Origin of the sequence: Saccharothrix saharensis (genome assembly GCF_006716745.1) — a bacterium.
In the GTDB taxonomy this organism is placed as follows: Bacteria; Actinomycetota; Actinomycetes; order Mycobacteriales; family Pseudonocardiaceae; genus Actinosynnema; species Actinosynnema saharense.
In genome coordinates this window covers 5,480,017-5,494,698 of the sequence record NZ_VFPP01000001.1, presented here as the reverse complement: position 1 = coordinate 5,494,698, position 14,682 = coordinate 5,480,017, and the positions used below count along the sequence as shown (strand labels likewise).

14 protein-coding genes are annotated in these 14,682 nt (G+C 72.3%); 4 read left to right on the top strand and 10 right to left on the bottom strand.

From position 1 onward, the window contains the following. Positions 1–44 precede the first annotated feature (44 nt). Together FHX81_RS24645 and FHX81_RS24640 are read left to right on the top strand one after the other, a co-directional pair. Positions 45–836 carry an SDR family NAD(P)-dependent oxidoreductase gene (locus FHX81_RS24645; protein ID WP_141980375.1) on the top strand — a complete coding sequence of 264 codons (792 nt, stop codon included), beginning with the start codon at positions 45–47 and terminating at the stop codon, positions 834–836. After that, on the top strand, positions 833–2,170 hold the full coding sequence (locus FHX81_RS24640) for a cytochrome P450 (RefSeq protein ID WP_141980374.1): 1,338 nt from the start codon (positions 833–835) through the stop codon (positions 2,168–2,170). The genes FHX81_RS24645 and FHX81_RS24640 overlap by 4 nt, the downstream gene beginning before the upstream one ends. On the opposite strand, the gene FHX81_RS24635 is transcribed toward FHX81_RS24640, so the two are convergent. The 5 genes from FHX81_RS24635 to guaB form a co-directional block, all read right to left on the bottom strand. Next, the gene (locus tag FHX81_RS24635) at positions 2,145–3,446 is read right to left on the bottom strand and encodes an FAD-dependent monooxygenase (RefSeq protein ID WP_141980373.1); all 1,302 of its coding nucleotides are present in this window, start codon (positions 3,444–3,446) and stop codon (positions 2,145–2,147) included. The two genes, FHX81_RS24640 and FHX81_RS24635, sit on opposite strands and share 26 nt — an antisense overlap. A gap of 13 nt (positions 3,447–3,459) precedes the next feature. Further along, positions 3,460–4,419 (bottom strand): MBL fold metallo-hydrolase, encoded by a 960-nt coding sequence (locus FHX81_RS24630; RefSeq protein ID WP_141980372.1) that lies wholly within the window; start codon positions 4,417–4,419, stop codon positions 3,460–3,462. Between the two features lie 19 nt (positions 4,420–4,438). Then, positions 4,439–6,157, bottom strand: a complete 1,719-nt coding sequence (locus FHX81_RS24625) for an FAD-dependent oxidoreductase (RefSeq protein WP_141980371.1) — start codon at positions 6,155–6,157, stop codon at positions 4,439–4,441. Positions 6,158–6,270: 113 nt separating this feature from the next. Continuing rightward, complete coding sequence (locus FHX81_RS24620; protein ID WP_141980370.1) at positions 6,271–7,404, bottom strand: GuaB3 family IMP dehydrogenase-related protein; 1,134 nt, start codon at positions 7,402–7,404, stop codon at positions 6,271–6,273. Positions 7,405–7,482: 78 nt separating this feature from the next. Then, the gene (gene guaB / locus FHX81_RS24615) at positions 7,483–8,994 is read right to left on the bottom strand and encodes an IMP dehydrogenase (protein ID WP_141980369.1); all 1,512 of its coding nucleotides are present in this window, start codon (positions 8,992–8,994) and stop codon (positions 7,483–7,485) included. Positions 8,995–9,060: 66 nt separating this feature from the next. Between guaB and FHX81_RS24610 the strand changes: the two genes are divergently transcribed. Continuing rightward, entirely contained in the window at positions 9,061–9,510 is a 450-nt protein-coding gene (locus tag FHX81_RS24610; RefSeq protein ID WP_141980368.1) for a DUF5319 domain-containing protein, read from the top strand. Positions 9,511–9,571: 61 nt separating this feature from the next. On the opposite strand, the gene FHX81_RS42650 is transcribed toward FHX81_RS24610, so the two are convergent. The 5 genes from FHX81_RS42650 to FHX81_RS24585 form a co-directional block, all read right to left on the bottom strand. Then, positions 9,572–10,498, bottom strand: a complete 927-nt coding sequence (locus FHX81_RS42650; RefSeq protein WP_141980367.1) for an anti-sigma-D factor RsdA — start codon at positions 10,496–10,498, stop codon at positions 9,572–9,574. Beyond that, positions 10,499–11,071, bottom strand: a complete 573-nt coding sequence (locus FHX81_RS24600) for a sigma-70 family RNA polymerase sigma factor (RefSeq protein WP_141980366.1) — start codon at positions 11,069–11,071, stop codon at positions 10,499–10,501. It lies immediately after the preceding gene. A 322-nt stretch (positions 11,072–11,393) separates the two neighbouring features. Further along, positions 11,394–11,990, bottom strand: coding sequence for a response regulator transcription factor (locus FHX81_RS24595; protein ID WP_015805222.1), 597 nt, complete (start codon positions 11,988–11,990; stop codon positions 11,394–11,396). Between the two features lie 80 nt (positions 11,991–12,070). Further along, positions 12,071–12,892, bottom strand: coding sequence for a hypothetical protein (locus tag FHX81_RS24590; RefSeq protein ID WP_425473891.1), 822 nt, complete (start codon positions 12,890–12,892; stop codon positions 12,071–12,073). A gap of 268 nt (positions 12,893–13,160) precedes the next feature. Next, positions 13,161–14,084 (bottom strand): MerR family transcriptional regulator, encoded by a 924-nt coding sequence (locus FHX81_RS24585; protein ID WP_246107956.1) that lies wholly within the window; start codon positions 14,082–14,084, stop codon positions 13,161–13,163. 271 nt (positions 14,085–14,355) lie between these two features. Between FHX81_RS24585 and FHX81_RS24580 the strand changes: the two genes are divergently transcribed. After that, positions 14,356–14,652, top strand: a complete 297-nt coding sequence (locus tag FHX81_RS24580; RefSeq protein ID WP_033428626.1) for a WhiB family transcriptional regulator — start codon at positions 14,356–14,358, stop codon at positions 14,650–14,652. Positions 14,653–14,682: the final 30 nt, after the last annotated feature.

Here is a 14,682-nt window from a genome sequence, read left to right as displayed (position 1 = left end):
ATCCGCGATACTGTTCGTTCGAACGAACAGTATCGGGAGGACGCATGCGGGTCTCGGGATCGACCGTGTTGGTGACCGGCGCGACGGGCGGGATCGGGCGGTCGATCGCCCGCGTCCTGGCCGGCCGTGGCGCGGAGGTGGTGGTGACCGGGCGGAAGGTCGCCGAGGTGGAGCGGCTCGCGCGGGAGGTCGGCGGGCGCGCGGTGGTGGCCGACCTGGCCGACGCGGACGACGTCGGGCGGTTGGTGGCCGAGGTCGGCGCGGTGGACGTGCTGGTCGCCAACGCGGCACTGCCGGCCGGCGGGGCGTTGGCGGACTTCACCGCCGAGCAGGTCAAGCGGGCGCTGGCGGTGAACCTGGAGGCCCCCGTCGAGCTGGCCCGCGCGTTGGTGCCGTCGATGGTCGCGGCCCGGCGGGGTCACGTGGTGCTCATCGGGTCGTTGGCGGGCAAGGTGGCGTCGGCGCACAGCTCTCTCTACAACGCGACGAAGTTCGGGCTGCGCGGCTTCGCGCTGGGGCTGCGGGAGGACCTGCGCGGCAGCGGGGTCGGCGTGTCGATCGTGCAGCCCGGGTTCGTGCGCGACGCGGGGATGTTCGCCGACACGGGAGCGAAGCCGCCGGCGGGGCTGCGGACCGTGTCGCCGGAGCAGGTCGCGGCCGGGGTGGTGAGGGCGATCGAGGAGAACCGGGCCGAGGTGAACGTGGCACCGGCCGAGCTGCGGGTGCTGAGCGCGGTGGGCGGGGCGTTCCCGGCGCTGTCGTCCGGGTTGCAGCGCCGGATGTCGAACGACGAGCTGATGCGGCGGATGAGCGCGGCGAACCGGGGCAAGCGGTGACGGCCGCCGCGATACCGCACCCCAAGTGGCGGGTGCCGTTCCTGGGTGACGTGCTGGGCACCAACCGGCACACGCCGGTGCAGGACACCATGCGGCTGGGGCGCGAGCTGGGGCCGATCTTCACCCGGCGGTTCCTGGACCAGGAGATCGTCTTCGTCGGTGGCGCCCGGCTGGCCGCGGAGCTGGCCGACGAGTCGCGCTTCGCGAAGCACCTGGCGCTGGGCGTGGAGGCGTTGCGGGACGTCGGCGGCGACGGGCTGTTCACCGCCTACAACGACGAGCCGAACTGGAAGGCGGCGCACGACGTGCTGCTGCCCGCGTTCACGCAGAGCGCCATGCGCGCCTACCACCCGACGATGGTCGACGTCACGGCCCAGCTCGTCGAGGAGTGGGACCGGGGTGGCGTGGTCGACGTCTCCGGCGACATGACGAAGCTGACCCTGGAGACGATCGGGCGGGTCGGGTTCGGGTACTCGTTCGAGTCCTTCTCGCGCACGGACACTCACCCGTTCGTGAAGGCGATGATCGGGTCGTTGCGGTACGCGCAGCGCAAGAACTTCGTGATCCCCGTGCTGCGCAGGCTGTTCGGGCGCGAGGCGGAGGAGCGCTACCAACGCGACCTCGCGTACCTGGCGCAGGTGGTGGACGAGGTGGTCCGGTCGCGGCGGGGGTCGGGCGGGTCGGACCTGCTGGGGCTGATGCTGTCGTCCGGCGAGCTGGACGAGGTGAACATCCGCAACCAGGTGATCACGTTCCTGGTGGCGGGGCACGAGACGACGTCCGGCGCGCTGTCGTTCGCGCTGCACTACCTGTCGCGGCACCCCGAGGTGGCCGAGCGGGCCCGCGCGGAGGTCGAGGCGGTGTGGGGTGCGGCGGACGTGCCGGAGTTCGAGCAGGTGACGAAGCTGCGGTACGTGCGGCGGGTGCTGGACGAGGCGTTGCGGCTGTGGCCGACCGCGCCGGGGTTCGCGCGGGAGGCGAGGACCGACACCGTGCTGGGCGGGCGGTACCCGATGCGGGCGGGCCAGTGGGCGCTGGTGCTGCTGCCGCTGGTGCACCGCGACCCGGAGGTGTGGGACTCGCCGGAGGCGTTCGACCCGGACCGGTTCACGCCCGCGCGGGTGAAGGCGCGGCCCGCGCACGTCTACAAGCCGTTCGGGACGGGGGAACGGGCGTGCATCGGGCGGCAGTTCGCCGTGCACGAGGCGACGTTGGCCCTGGGCACGCTGCTGCGCCGGTACGACCTGGTGGCGACGGGCGACTACGAGCTGCGGGTGGCGGAGATGCTGACGTTGAAGCCGGACGGGTTCACGGTGACGCCTCGGCGGCGGTGAAGCCCTTGGCGCGGTGGAGGGCTCGCGCGAGGTCGGTCCCGGTGGCGGCGGTGTGACCGTCGGGGCGGACCAGCGCGTCGCCCTCGACCGTGAAGCCGGGGCCGTAGCGGCGGCTGCCGGGGCGGAGCTCGCCGTCGCCGTTGGTGGTCAGCGGCGAGTCGCGGTAGGCGAAGGGCTCGAAGAGCCTGCCGGAGTCGATCTCGTGGGTGAGGCCGTGCTCCAGGACGTGGCGGCGGTGGGCGCGTTCGGCCTCGGTCCGGGGGACGAGGAAGCGCATGGTGGCGTCGGTGACGCGCAGGTTCTCGTCGGCGGCGGCCGCGCGTTCGTGGTGGTAGGAGTCGAGGAGGTGGGGCCCCGCTTCCCCGGCGCGGTCGAGGGCGACCTTCCACGCGGCGTTGTCGGCGTCGCAGATGCCGGAGTTGAGGCCGCGGGCGCCGAACGGGCTCATGACGTGGGCGGCGTCGCCCGCCAGCAGGACGTTGCCGACGCGGAAGCGGGCGGCTCGGCGCTGGTGGAAGCGGTAGGTGGACTGCCAGAGGACCTCGTGCGGGCGGTCGCCCGTGACGGCGCGGACGTGGTCGGGGGTGAGGGTGAAGTCCGCGGGGACCTGCCAGTCGATGCGGTGCACGCCGCCCGGTTGGGGGTGCACGAGGACCTGGCGGCCGGGGTTGGCCGGCGGGTCGAAGTAGAAGCGGCGCTCGGGCTCGGGGTGGCCCAGGTCGACGCGGACGTCGGCGATGACGAACCGGTCGTCGTAGGAGTGCCCCTCGAACGGGATGCCGAGCAGGTGCCGGACGGTGGAGTGCGCGCCGTCGGCCGCGATGCAGTGCGTGCCCTCGAACGTTCCGGATCGCGTGTGCAGCACGACGTGGCCGGACTGCTGCCGCACGCGTTCGACCCGGTGGCCGAAGCGGACGTCGGTCAGCGGCTCGGCGGCGGCCTTGGCGTGCAGGATGCGTTCGACGGTGGTCTGGGGCGTGTTGACGAACGGCGGGAAGCCGTCGGTGCGCGGCAGGTCGACGGTGAGCACCTCGCGGTCCCGGAAGTAGGTCCGGCCGCGGTACCAGGTGACGCCGGCGTCCACGACGGCCTGGCCGACGCCGACGCGGTCGAGGACGTCGAGCACGTCCCGGTGGACGCAGAGCGACCGGCTGCCGATCGCCAGGTGACGTTCTTCGGCCTCCAGCACGACCGTCGGCACGCCCGCGCGGGCCAGCAGGAGCGCGGCGGTCAACCCCACCGGGCCCGCGCCCACGACCAGCACGGGTGCCGTCATCGCCGGTCCCGGCTCATTGCAGCGCCGCCCACACCTCGCGGTCCCGGTCGGCGGTCCAGATCCGGGGCCACGCCACGCCGTCGCACTCGTCCCAGTACCGCTGCACGTTGAACGGCAGGCAGTGCTCGAAGATCGGCCACCGCCCGTAGCGCGGAGCCAGGGCGGCGCGCGCCGACTCGAACGCGTCCTTCACCGTGCCGCCGCTGACGTGCGCGGTCCCGACCGTGCGGCGCAGCTCGTCCAGGAAGTGCCGCGACTGCGCGATGGCCGCGTCCACCTCGGTCCGGTCGCGGGCGGGCGCGCCGCGGCCGCCGACGAGCTGCTCCGCGCCCAGCGCGGCCACCCGGTCCAACGTCGACGTGGCCCACTCGTCGTGGAACGCGTCACCGGTGTAGAGGGCGGCCTGGGACTCGACCAGGTCGCCCGCGAACAGGATCCGCTGGTGCGGCAGCCACACCACGATGTCGCCCGCCGTGTGCCCGCGACCGCAGAACCGCAGCTCCACCTCGCCCCGATCACCGCCGAGCGGGATGGTCAGGCGGTCGGAGAACGTCACGGTGGGCCAGGTGAGGCCGGGGATGCCCGCGGGTTCCTCGAACAGCCGGGGCATGCGGCCGTACTCGCTGAGCCAGTCCTCCCGGCCGCGTTCGGCGATCAACGCCCTGGTCGTGTCGTGGGTGATGACCTCGGCCGCGTCGAACGCGCTCGCGCCGAGCGTGCGGACCGCGTGGTAGTGGGTGAGCACCAGGTGGCGCACGGGCTTGTCGGTGTGCTCGCGCAGCAGGCCGAGCCAGCGCCGGGCGGCCTTCGGCGTGGCCCGCGCCTCGATGCAGACCAGGAAGTCCTCGCCCTCGATCGCCCCGACGTTCGGGTCGCCTTCGGCGGTCAGGGCGTAGACGCCGTCGGCGAGTTCGACGAACCGCTCGTCCTTCGGGTCGAGGTCGGCGCTGGACGCGAACGGCTTCGGTGCCACACACCCCACCATAGGGCGATCAGGTCGACTTGACCTCCACGATCGGCAACCGCAGGGCGCCCGGCGCCGCGGCGGGCACGGCGGGGTGGCGCGGCGGCACCGGCGCGATCCGCCGGTAGCCCTCCGACTGGTCCGGGCGCCGGTCCGGCTCACCCTTGTTCGGCCACACCGAGAACGCCCGCTCGGCCTGCGCGGTGATGGTGAGCGACGGGTTCACGCCCAGGTTCGCCGAGATCGCCGCCCCGTCCACCACGGACAGGCCCGGGTAGCCGTGGACCCGGTGGTAGGGGTCGATGACGCCGGTGGCCGGGTCCGAACCGATCGGGCAGCCGCCGATGAAGTGCGCGGTCAGCGGGATGTTGAACAGCTCGCCCCACGTGCCGCCGGGGATGCCGTCGATGTGCTCGGCGGCCAGCAGGTTCGCCCGGTGCCCGGCTTCGATGAACGTCGGGTTCGGTTGGCCGTGCCCCTGCTTCGAGGTGAGCTTGCGCCGGAACAGGCCCTTCTTGGTGAAGGTGGTGATGGAGTTGTCCAGGCTCTGCATCACCAGCAGGATCACGGTCCGCTCGCTCCACCGGTGCACCGACATGAGCCGGGCCAGCCGCAGCGGGTGCCGCACCGCCTGGGCCAGGAACTGCAGCACGCGCGGGGTGGCCTTCGCGCCGTCCGTGGCCAACGTCTGGAGCAGCCCCATGGCGTTGCTGCCCTTGCCGTAGCGCACCGGCTCGATGTGGGTCTGCTCGTCCGGGTGGATGGACGACGTGATCGCCACGCCCTGGCTGAAGTTGCGCTCCTCGTCCACGGTGAAGCGGGCCGCGCCGATGATCGACTCGGAGTTCGTCCTGGTCAGCTCGCCGAGCCTGGGCGAGAGCTTCGGCAGCGCGCCCTCGGCCCGCATCCGGTGCAGCAGCTGCTGGGTGCCCCACGTGCCGGCGGCCAGCACGACCTGGCCCGCGGTGATCGTGCGCCTGCCCCGGCGCAGCTTGCCGCCGGTGCGCCGGGTGCCGACCGCCCACGTGCCGTCCGGCGCCTGCCGCAGGTCCGTCACGGTGGTCAGCGGCAGCACCTGCGCGCCGTTGCGCTCGGCCAGGTAGAGGTAGTTCTTGACCAGCGTGTTCTTCGCGCCGACCCGGCAGCCGGACATGCACGCGCCGCATTGCGTGCAGCCGGTCCGGCTCGGGCCCGCGCCGCCGAAGTACGGGTCCTCGGCGGGCACGCCCGGTTCGCCGAAGAACACGCCGACCGGCGTCGGGTGGTAGGTGTCGGCGACGCCCATGTCCTCGGCGACGCGTTGCATCACCACGTCCGACGGCGTGGTGGTCGGGTTCTCCACCACGCCCAGCATCCGGCTCGCCTGGTCGTAGAACGGGGCGAGCTCGGCCTCCCAGTCGGTGATGTGCGCCCACTGCCGGTCCGCGTAGAACGGCTTGAGCGGCCGGTACAGGGTGTTGGCGTACACCAGCGACCCGCCGCCGACGCCCGACCCGGCGAGGATCATCACGCTGCGCAGGGCGTGGATGCGCTGGATGCCGTAGCAGCCGAGCGCGGGCGCCCACAGGTAGCGCCGCAGGTCCCAGGACGTCTCGGCGAACTCGTCGTCGGCGAACCGGCGGCCGGCCTCGACCACCGCCACCCGGTAGCCCTTCTCGGTGAGGCGGAGGGCGGCGACGCTGCCGCCGAAGCCCGAGCCCACCACGACGACGTCGTAGTCGGTGTTGTTACCGGCGAGTTCACCCATGGCACAGGAGGTTAGGCGTAACTTCCGGTAACAGGCTAGTGCTCGATCGGTTCAGGCATCCGCGGGCGCGAAAAAGCCCCCGCCTGGAGCAGGGGCTTCTCCGCGCGTCGTGGTCAGCCGCGGATGGTCAGGCCGACCTTCTGGAACTCCTTGAGGTCCGAGTAGCCGGTCTTCGCCATCGCCCGGCGCAGCGAACCGAACAGGTTCGTCACGCCCCGCGGGTCCACCGACGGGCCGAACAGCAGCTTGCGCAGGTCGACCACCTGGTCCACACCGGTCGACACGTGGCTGCGCGGCACCGACGGGTGCGCCGACGCCGCCGTCCAGTACAGGCCCTGGCCCGGCGCCTCGGACGCCGCCGCCAGCGGCTCGCCCAGCATCACCGCGTCCGCGCCGCACGCGATCGACTTGGCGATGTCACCGCTGGTCAGCGCACCACCGTCGGCGATCACGTGCACGTACCGGCCACCGGTCTCGTCCAGGTAGTCCCGGCGGGCCGCGGCCGCGTCGGCGATGGCCGTGGCCATCGGCACGCCGATGCCGAGCACGGCGTCCGTCGTGGTCACGCCCGGCGTGTAGCCGTAGCCGACGATCACGCCCGCCGCGCCCGTGCGCATCAGGTGCATCGCGGTGCGGTAGTCGCCGACACCGCCCGCGATCACCGGGATGTCGAGGTCCGCGATGAACGACTTCAGGTTCAGCGGCTCACCGTCGCGCGAGACGTGCTCGGCCGAGATGATCGTGCCCTGCACGACCAGGATCTCCACGCCGGCCGCCAGCAGGTCCGGGGTCAGCTCGGCCGCCCGCTGCGGGCTGACCCGCACCGCGACCGTGACGCCCGACTCGCGCACCTGCTTGACGGCCTCGGCGATCAGGTCCATCCGCACCGGCGCGGCGTGCAGCTCCTGGAGCACCTTCACCGGCGCGGCCGGGTCGTCGGTGTCCTCCACCGCCTGCACCAGCCGGAAGAGCGCCTCTTCCACGTCGCCGTGCCGCGCCCACAGCCCTTCGGCGTTGAGCACGCCCAGACCGCCGAGCTCGCCGATCGCGACCGCCGTGCCCGGCGACACGATCGCGTCCGTCGGGTGGGTGATCAGCGGGATCTCGAACCGGTAGGCGTCGATCTGCCAGGCCGTCGAGACGTCCTTGGAGGACCGGGTCCTGCGGGACGGGATGATTTCGAGGTCGTCCAGCTCGTAGGCCCGCCTCGCGGTCCGGCCCATGCCGATCTCGACCAGATCGCGCACCTTTGTCGTCCTTCCGTGGGGCTGATGATCCTGGGGAAGCCAGCGGAACCTGGGAACACTAGCCCAAGGCGGCCCGGTTCAGCGGGTCGTGTAGTTCGGGGCTTCGACGGTCATGGTGATGTCGTGCGGGTGGCTCTCCTTGAGCCCGGCCGCCGTGATCCGCACCAGCTGCTTGAGCTGCAGGTCCGAAACCGTCTTGGAGCCGGTGTAGCCCATGGCCGCGCGCAGGCCGCCCACCAGCTGGTGCACGACCGTGGACAGCGGACCGCGGAACGGCGTGCGGCCCTCGATGCCCTCGGGCACCAGCTTGTCCTCCGACAGCACGTCGTCCTGGAAGTAGCGGTCCTTGGAGTACGACTTGCCCTCGCCGCGGCCCTGGAGCGCGGCCAGCGAGCCCATGCCCCGGTAGGTCTTGAACTGCTTGCCGTTGACCAGCACCAGCTCACCCGGCGCCTCGGCCGTGCCCGCGAGCAGGCTGCCCAGCATGACCGCGCTCGCGCCCGCCGCGATGGCCTTGGCGATGTCACCGGAGTACTGGATGCCGCCGTCGCCGATCACCGGCACGCCCGCCGGCGCGCACGCCAGGCTCGCCTCGTAGATCGCGGTGATCTGCGGCACACCGACGCCCGCGACCACGCGCGTCGTGCAGATCGAGCCGGGACCGACACCGACCTTCACGCCGTCCGCACCCGCGTCCACCAGCGCCTGGGCGCCCGCGCGGGTGGCCACGTTGCCGCCGACCACGTCGACGTCCTCGCCCAGCTCCTTCTTCACGCGCGCGACCATCTCCAGCACGTTGCGCTGGTGGCCGTGCGCCGTGTCGACCATGATCACGTCGACGCCCGCCTCGGCCAGCGCCATGGCCCGCGCGAAGCTGTCCTCGCCGACGCCGATCGCGGCCGCGCACAGCAGCCGGCCGTCCGGGTCCTTCGAGGCGTTCGGGTACTGCTCGGTCTTGACGAAGTCCTTGACCGTGATCAGGCCGCGCAGCTTGCCGTCGCCGTCCACGATCGGCAGCTTCTCCACCTTGTGCCGGCGCAGCAGGCCGAGCGCGGCCTCCGCCGAGACGCCGACCTGGGCCGTGATCAGCGGGCCCTTGGTCATCACCTCGCTGACCTTGCGCGAGTGGTCCACCTCGAAGCGCATGTCGCGGTTGGTGATGATGCCGACCAGCTTGCCGTCGGCGTCCGTGACCGGCACGCCGGAGATCCGGTAGCGGGCGCACAGGTCGTCCACGTGCTTGATCGTGTCGTCCGGGGTGCACGTGACGGGGTCGCTCACCATGCCCGCCTCGGACCGCTTCACGGTCTCCACCTGGCGGGCCTGCTCCTCCAGGGACAGGTTGCGGTGCAGCACGCCGATGCCGCCCTGGCGGGCCATCGAGATGGCCATCCGACCCTCGGTCACGGTGTCCATCGCGGCCGAGGCCAGCGGCACCCGCAGGGTGATGTTGCGCGACAGCTTGGTGCTGGTGTCGACACCGCTCGGGACGATCTCCGACTCGGCCGGCAGCAGCAGTACGTCGTCGAAGGTCAGTCCCAGCATGGCGAACTTGGGCGGGACTCCGTCAGCGTTGAGCTCGCTGGTCATGGCGGCTGGCTTGCCTTCCGTCGTGCGGCGATCCCGCCGCCGCGGATCGGGTGCCACGCAGCGGCGATGGGTTCAGGTCATGGTATCTGGACGTGGTCGGGGGTCCGCCCGGTACCGTGCGGGGTCGTGCCGCACGACGCGTTGCCACCAGACCCGTTCGCGGGCGACCCGGAGGACCCGGCCCGGGCCCTCGGCGAGCCCGACCACGACCACGACCACCCGCCGATGGACGACGCCGAGCGGGCCGAGCTGATCGGCGACCTCAGCGACCTCGCGGTGTACCAGGCGCTGCTGGAACCCCGTGGTGTCAGGGGAATCGTGGTCGACTGCGGCGAGTGCCAGGAGCCGCACTACCACGACTGGGCGCTGCTGCGGTCGAGCCTGGAGCAGCTGCTGTCCGACGGCCGGATGCGCCCGCACGAGCCCGCGTACGACCCCGATCCGGCGGCGTACGTCAGCTGGGAGTACTGCCGCGGCTACGCCGACGGGGTCACCGCGACCGAGAGCGCCCGCTGAAAGTGTGACGAAGCCCGCCCCCTTCGTGCGGGGCGGGCTTCGTCACACGCGTGCTCGCGGGTCAGTTCTCGGACGTGGTCTGGCCGTCCGTGGCACCGGGGGTCTCCGACTCGCCCCGCGTCTGGCCGCCGGCCGGCTCACCCGAGGTGGGCGGCGGCGGCTGCGCCGTGCCGTCCGTGCTCGGGACCGTCACCGTGGTCGTCGTCGGCTGGGTCGTCGTGGTCGGTTCCGTCGTCGTGGTCACCACCGTGGCCGACGGCTTGCTCGGCTCGGTCGTCGGCAGCACCGGCGGCGTGGACGGCCCGGCGGTGGTCGGCGTGTTCGGCGACGGCGTGGTGCTGGTCAGCTCCTCCAGCAACGACGAGTGCTGCTGGACCAGGGCGTCCTTGTCGTCGTCCGGCGAGACCGACGGCAGGCTCTCCCCCGCCTTGAGCAGGGCGTCGCGGGCCTCGCTGTACCGGCCGTCGCGCAGGGCCGCGCGAGCGGTGTCGAGGTCGGTGCGCACGGCGACGGCGGCTTCCACCGACCGCGCGTGCTCGGAGTACAGGACCCTGGTCAGTCCCCAGAGCGCGTCGCCGGGCTGGGCGTCGCGCGCGACCAGGCTCATCCCCGTGAACGCGATCGCCAGCACGGCGGCGGCGCTCGCGAGGGGGATCAGGAAGCGTTGCCTGCCCCGCGGCTGGGGGCGGGCGGCGGCGATCGTGGCCACCGCGGTCTCGGTGTCGACCAGCTCGCCCATCGGCGGGCTGTCGACCTCGCGCCGCCAGGCCAGCAGCAGCGCGTTCAGCTCGTCGTCGACGAGCGAGTCCGGCTGCTCGCCGTCGCGCCCGCCCAGCGCGTCGAGCAGCGCGTCGTCAGCTCGGATGCCCGCGAGGTCGTCACCGGGTTCCACCGCGACGTCCTCGATCAGGGTGTCATCAGACTGCGGCGGTCTCTCATCTCGTCCGCGCACGACTTCTCCGTTGCCCTTCTCGTGCTGGTCAGCCACTCAGACCACCTCCTCCGCTGCCAACGTCTTGCGAAGGCGGGCCAAGGCGCGGTGCTGCGCCACCCGAACCGCGCCCGGGGTGGAGCCGACCGCGTCGGCGGTTTCCTCGGCCGACAGGCCGACGACCACTCGGAGCAGCAGGATCTCCCGCTGCTTCTCCGGAAGGACCTTCAGGAGCAGCGCCATCCGGTCCGACAGCTCGCCCTGCATGGCGCGCTGCTCGGGACCGGCCTCCGTTTCGGGGGCGTCGGGCACCTCCGGGACCGGTTCCGACCGGTTCCGGGCTGCGGAGCGATGCGCGTCGGCCACCTTGTGCGCGGCGATCCCGTAGACGAACGCCAAGAACGGCCGACCCTGGTCGCGATAGCTGGGCAGGGCCGTCAGCACCGCGAGACACACCTCCTGGGCCACGTCGTCCGCCGAAGCGAAAGACCTCTCCTGCCTTCCGACTCTGGCGCGGCAGTACCGCACCACGAGGGGTCGGATGGATGCCAGGAGCCGCTCGATCGCGTGGCGGTCGCCATCGACGGCTGCGCCCACTTCGGCGTCCAGTCCGTCCCCCAAGTTGGTCATCGCAGACAACTGCCCTGGTGTTACGCGTAGGCGTACCGACAAAGAACAGCACGGGACGATCGACGTCGCCCGTACTGGTGATGCTCACCGTACCGGTCCCGCGGCCGGATGTTCCGCAATGGGGTCCAGATGGGGTCTTTCGACCTCACCTGACCAGCCGACACACCGGGTACCCGCGGTGGACGCACGACGGCCCGGTGACGCGTGGGCGTCACCGGGCCGCGGCTGGAGGAAGGAGTGCCGGTGCGACTCGCCTGACGAGTCCGACGAGCCTGGCCCCGAGCCGTGTGGAGTCCTCGTGGAGTCCGCGTGCGCGCTACCGCTAGGACACGAGGCCACGCCGGAAGCCGTGCGCGACGGCCTGGGCGCGGTCGCGCACGCCGAGCTTGCGGAACAAGCGCCGGGCGTGCGTCTTCACCGTGTCCTCGGACAGGTAGAGCTCGCGCCCGATCTGCCCGTTGCTCTTGCCCTGGCTCATCCCGCGCAGCACCTGGAGCTCGCGCTCGGTGAGCTGGACGCCCGGGTCCGACGGCTGGCGCGGCGCGGGCACGCTGGTGCTCGCGAGCGTGTGCGCCAGCGCGGCGACCAGCTCGGGGCGCGAGGCGTCCCAACGCAGGTAGCCGCGAGCTCCGCCGGCGATCGCGGCGGCGATGCTGCCCGCGTCGTCCGGTGCGCCGAAGACGATGACGTTTGCCTGCGGGTTGGCCGAGACGAGTCGCCGGGTCGCTTCGACCCCGGTCGGGACGGCGCGCTGGGTGCCAACCAGTACGACGTCGACCGGCTGCCGAGAGAACCGAGCCAACAACTCGTCACCGTGCGCTACGCAGTCGATGCGGCTAACCCCTGGGACAGCCGACATCACGCGGGTGAGACCCTCCCGCACACTGCGCCGGTCGTCGCAAATAAGGACCGTGGTCACGGGGACTCCTTCCTGCAGCCGAGTGACGTTCCACATCCCCTATCGGACGCTAGAGGCCGAACCTTGACACGATCCGGTGCTTAATCCGTCAAGAAGTTCGTCTCAGCGTCTGCGTTCGGGGGTTCCCCGGAACGGAGCAGCGCAGTCGGGATCCACGGCGAGCGGTCCGCGAGTCGGCGGCCCGACGGGTCGGCTCTGCGCAACACGCAGCTCAGAGCGTTTTCCGCGCGTTCCTTCATGTTTCCCGTGCCCGCAATAGTGCGGTCTGCCTGGGCGTTTGTCAGGACAAGCGCCGTCGGCCAGACCAACGAGAAAAGCCCTCGGCGGTCAGTGTGATTTAGGTCACAGCGTAGCAGGTCGACCCCCCGGCCGACGCTTTCGGGTGTCCCCCGTACCACCAAAGCGACGCCCAGGACGAGGTCTGACTTGAGGATGTGTCGCGTCGCGCCGACGTCCCGGGCGGTCGCCGCGGCCTCCTCGGCCGGGTGCACCGCCTGTTCGGCGTGGCCGGCGGCCAACGCGATCTCGGCGGCCAACCACCGGTGCCGCACCCGGCTGCGCCACCCGCGCGGTTCGACCCGCGCGTGCAGCCGCCGCGCCTCGTCGAGCCGGCCGCCGCCGATCGCGTCGGCCGCGAGCCCGAGCATCGCGTCCGCCCGCGCACCGGCCACGTCCACGTCGTCGGGGTCGGGGTCGGGGTCGGGGTCGATTCGGCCGGGTTCGTCGGGCACCATCGCCAACGCCCGCCCGTCCAGCACCCGCGCCGCCGCGTGCCCACCCAACTGCCGCCGGTGCGAAGCCAGCGTGGAAGCCGCCAACGACCCGAACAACCCCCCGCCGGCGATCAACCCCTGCAGCACGGCCGCCGCCGCCGCGTAGTGCCCCTGCCCCCCGAGCACCACCGCCGCCAACCACCGCTCCCGCGCCCCACCACCCGACGCCGACCACACCCCGGCCTCGGGCCGATCCCCGAACGCCGCCTCCCGCAGGTCCACCGGCTCCACCTACTCACTGGTCGTCCACAGGCCCCGGAGTTGTCCACAGGCGGTGTGCTGACGCCTCGGACCGTCGGACCTCGGTGGCAGGGTAAAAGCAGGGGTCCCTCTGGCGGGGACCCCTGCGCAGCGAGGACAAGAGGTCACCGGCGCCACCCGGGCCGACGCCGTCGGGTCAGCAGACGGCTCGTTCGATGGCGTCGGCGGCGGAGGGGAGGGTGGTGATCCGGTCCGCCGGTTGGGGCACGACGCCGCGTTCCCAGCCCGGGCCGCCGACGAACACGCGGACTTGTTGGCGGGTTCGGGGCAGGGCCGTCACGACACCCGGATCGGCGTAGCGCGGCAGCTGGGCCCACAGCACGACGGCGGCCGGTGCGGTTCGGCGGACGGCGGCGGCCAGGGCGTCGGCGGGCAGGGCCGCGCCCAGTTGCCGCACCCCGACGCCACGCAGCGCGAGCACGGCCGCCAACGGGTACAGCGGAAGGTCGTGCCGTTCATCCGGCATGCACGCCAGCAGCACGGGGCGGTGGTTGCGCGGGCTCGTCACGACGGGGGTCGCGCGCACCAGCGCGGCCAGCGCGCACTCCTCGACCAGGTGCGCCACCTCGACCCCGGCGCCCGAGTGCTCCCACTTGGCCGAGATCGCGGCCATCACCGGGCGCACCACCTCGTCCCACGTCGTGATGACGCCGTCCGCCTCGATCGCGTCGGCCAGCAGCGTCTGCACCGCCGCCGAGTCCATCGCCAACGCCGCCCGCCCCACGACCCGGGCCCGCCGGTTCGCCACCGGCAGCTTCAGACCCCGCCCACCGGCGGGCCCGCCGCCGTCGAGCTCACCGCCGGTCAACGACGCGGGCACGGCGGTCGGCGGCGTGCGCACCGGGCTGGCCAGCGCGTACTTGGCCGCCTCGGCGGACGACGCGCCGCGCAGCAGCGCCCGCTGCATCAGCTCCAACCGCGCTACGTCGAGTGGCGCGTACTTGCGGTGTCGCCCGGTTGTGTGATCACTGGGTCCGAGGCCGTACCGCCGGTCCCAGGTGCGGAGGGTGGCCGGCGCGACGCCCAGCCTGCGTGCGACCGCGGCCACCGAGAGGGTCACCGCATGCGCGGGATCGTCTTCCTCCGCAACGGTTTCCCGATCGCCTTCCGGCACGGTCCCGGTGTGGTCGGGGGGCGTCATCACGCTGACATCGTCCGTTCACCTGACGTCACCGGCAACTCCGGGTTTCAACGCCGACCGATCACCCATCGTATGAATTGCCCGCAAAAGCCCCCGCACCCCCTTGAACAAGTTTTGGCGCGGTTCTACGGTGGATCATCATTAAGCCGAATGGAGCAGTTCTCGTCCATGGGCCAAGGAGGCGGTCTCGATGGCGGACACCCGAAGGCTTCCCGGTCCCAACGCGGATCTGTGGGACTGGCAGATGCGCGGCTCGTGCCGCGGGATGGACAGCGCGTTCTTCTTCCACCCGGACGGGGAGCGCGGACCGGCGCGGGCTCGACGGGAGGCGCGGGCGAAGGCCGTGTGCCTCTCGTGCCCGGTGCTGGAGATGTGCCGGCGGCACGCCCTGGCGGTGCAGGAGCCCTACGGGATCTGGGGCGGCCTCTCGGAGTCCGAGCGGGACAGCATCATCAAGGCGCGCAAGCGGCAGTTGACGCCCGCTTGACGCCACAACGCGCGGGAGGGACGGCACCAC

Coding starts and splice junctions, on each gene's coding strand:
- FHX81_RS24645 (WP_141980375.1), top strand. CDS start 45: ATGCGGGTCTCGGGATCGACCGTGTTGGTGACCGGCGCGACGGGCGGG.
- guaB (WP_141980369.1), bottom strand. CDS start 8,994: ATGACCAGCGAGCTCAACGCTGACGGAGTCCCGCCCAAGTTCGCCATG.
- FHX81_RS24600 (WP_141980366.1), bottom strand. CDS start 11,071: ATGACCAACTTGGGGGACGGACTGGACGCCGAAGTGGGCGCAGCCGTC.
- FHX81_RS24625 (WP_141980371.1), bottom strand. CDS start 6,157: ATGGGTGAACTCGCCGGTAACAACACCGACTACGACGTCGTCGTGGTG.
- FHX81_RS24610 (WP_141980368.1), top strand. CDS start 9,061: ATGGGTTCAGGTCATGGTATCTGGACGTGGTCGGGGGTCCGCCCGGTA.
- FHX81_RS24635 (WP_141980373.1), bottom strand. CDS start 3,446: ATGACGGCACCCGTGCTGGTCGTGGGCGCGGGCCCGGTGGGGTTGACC.
- FHX81_RS24580 (WP_033428626.1), top strand. CDS start 14,356: ATGGCGGACACCCGAAGGCTTCCCGGTCCCAACGCGGATCTGTGGGAC.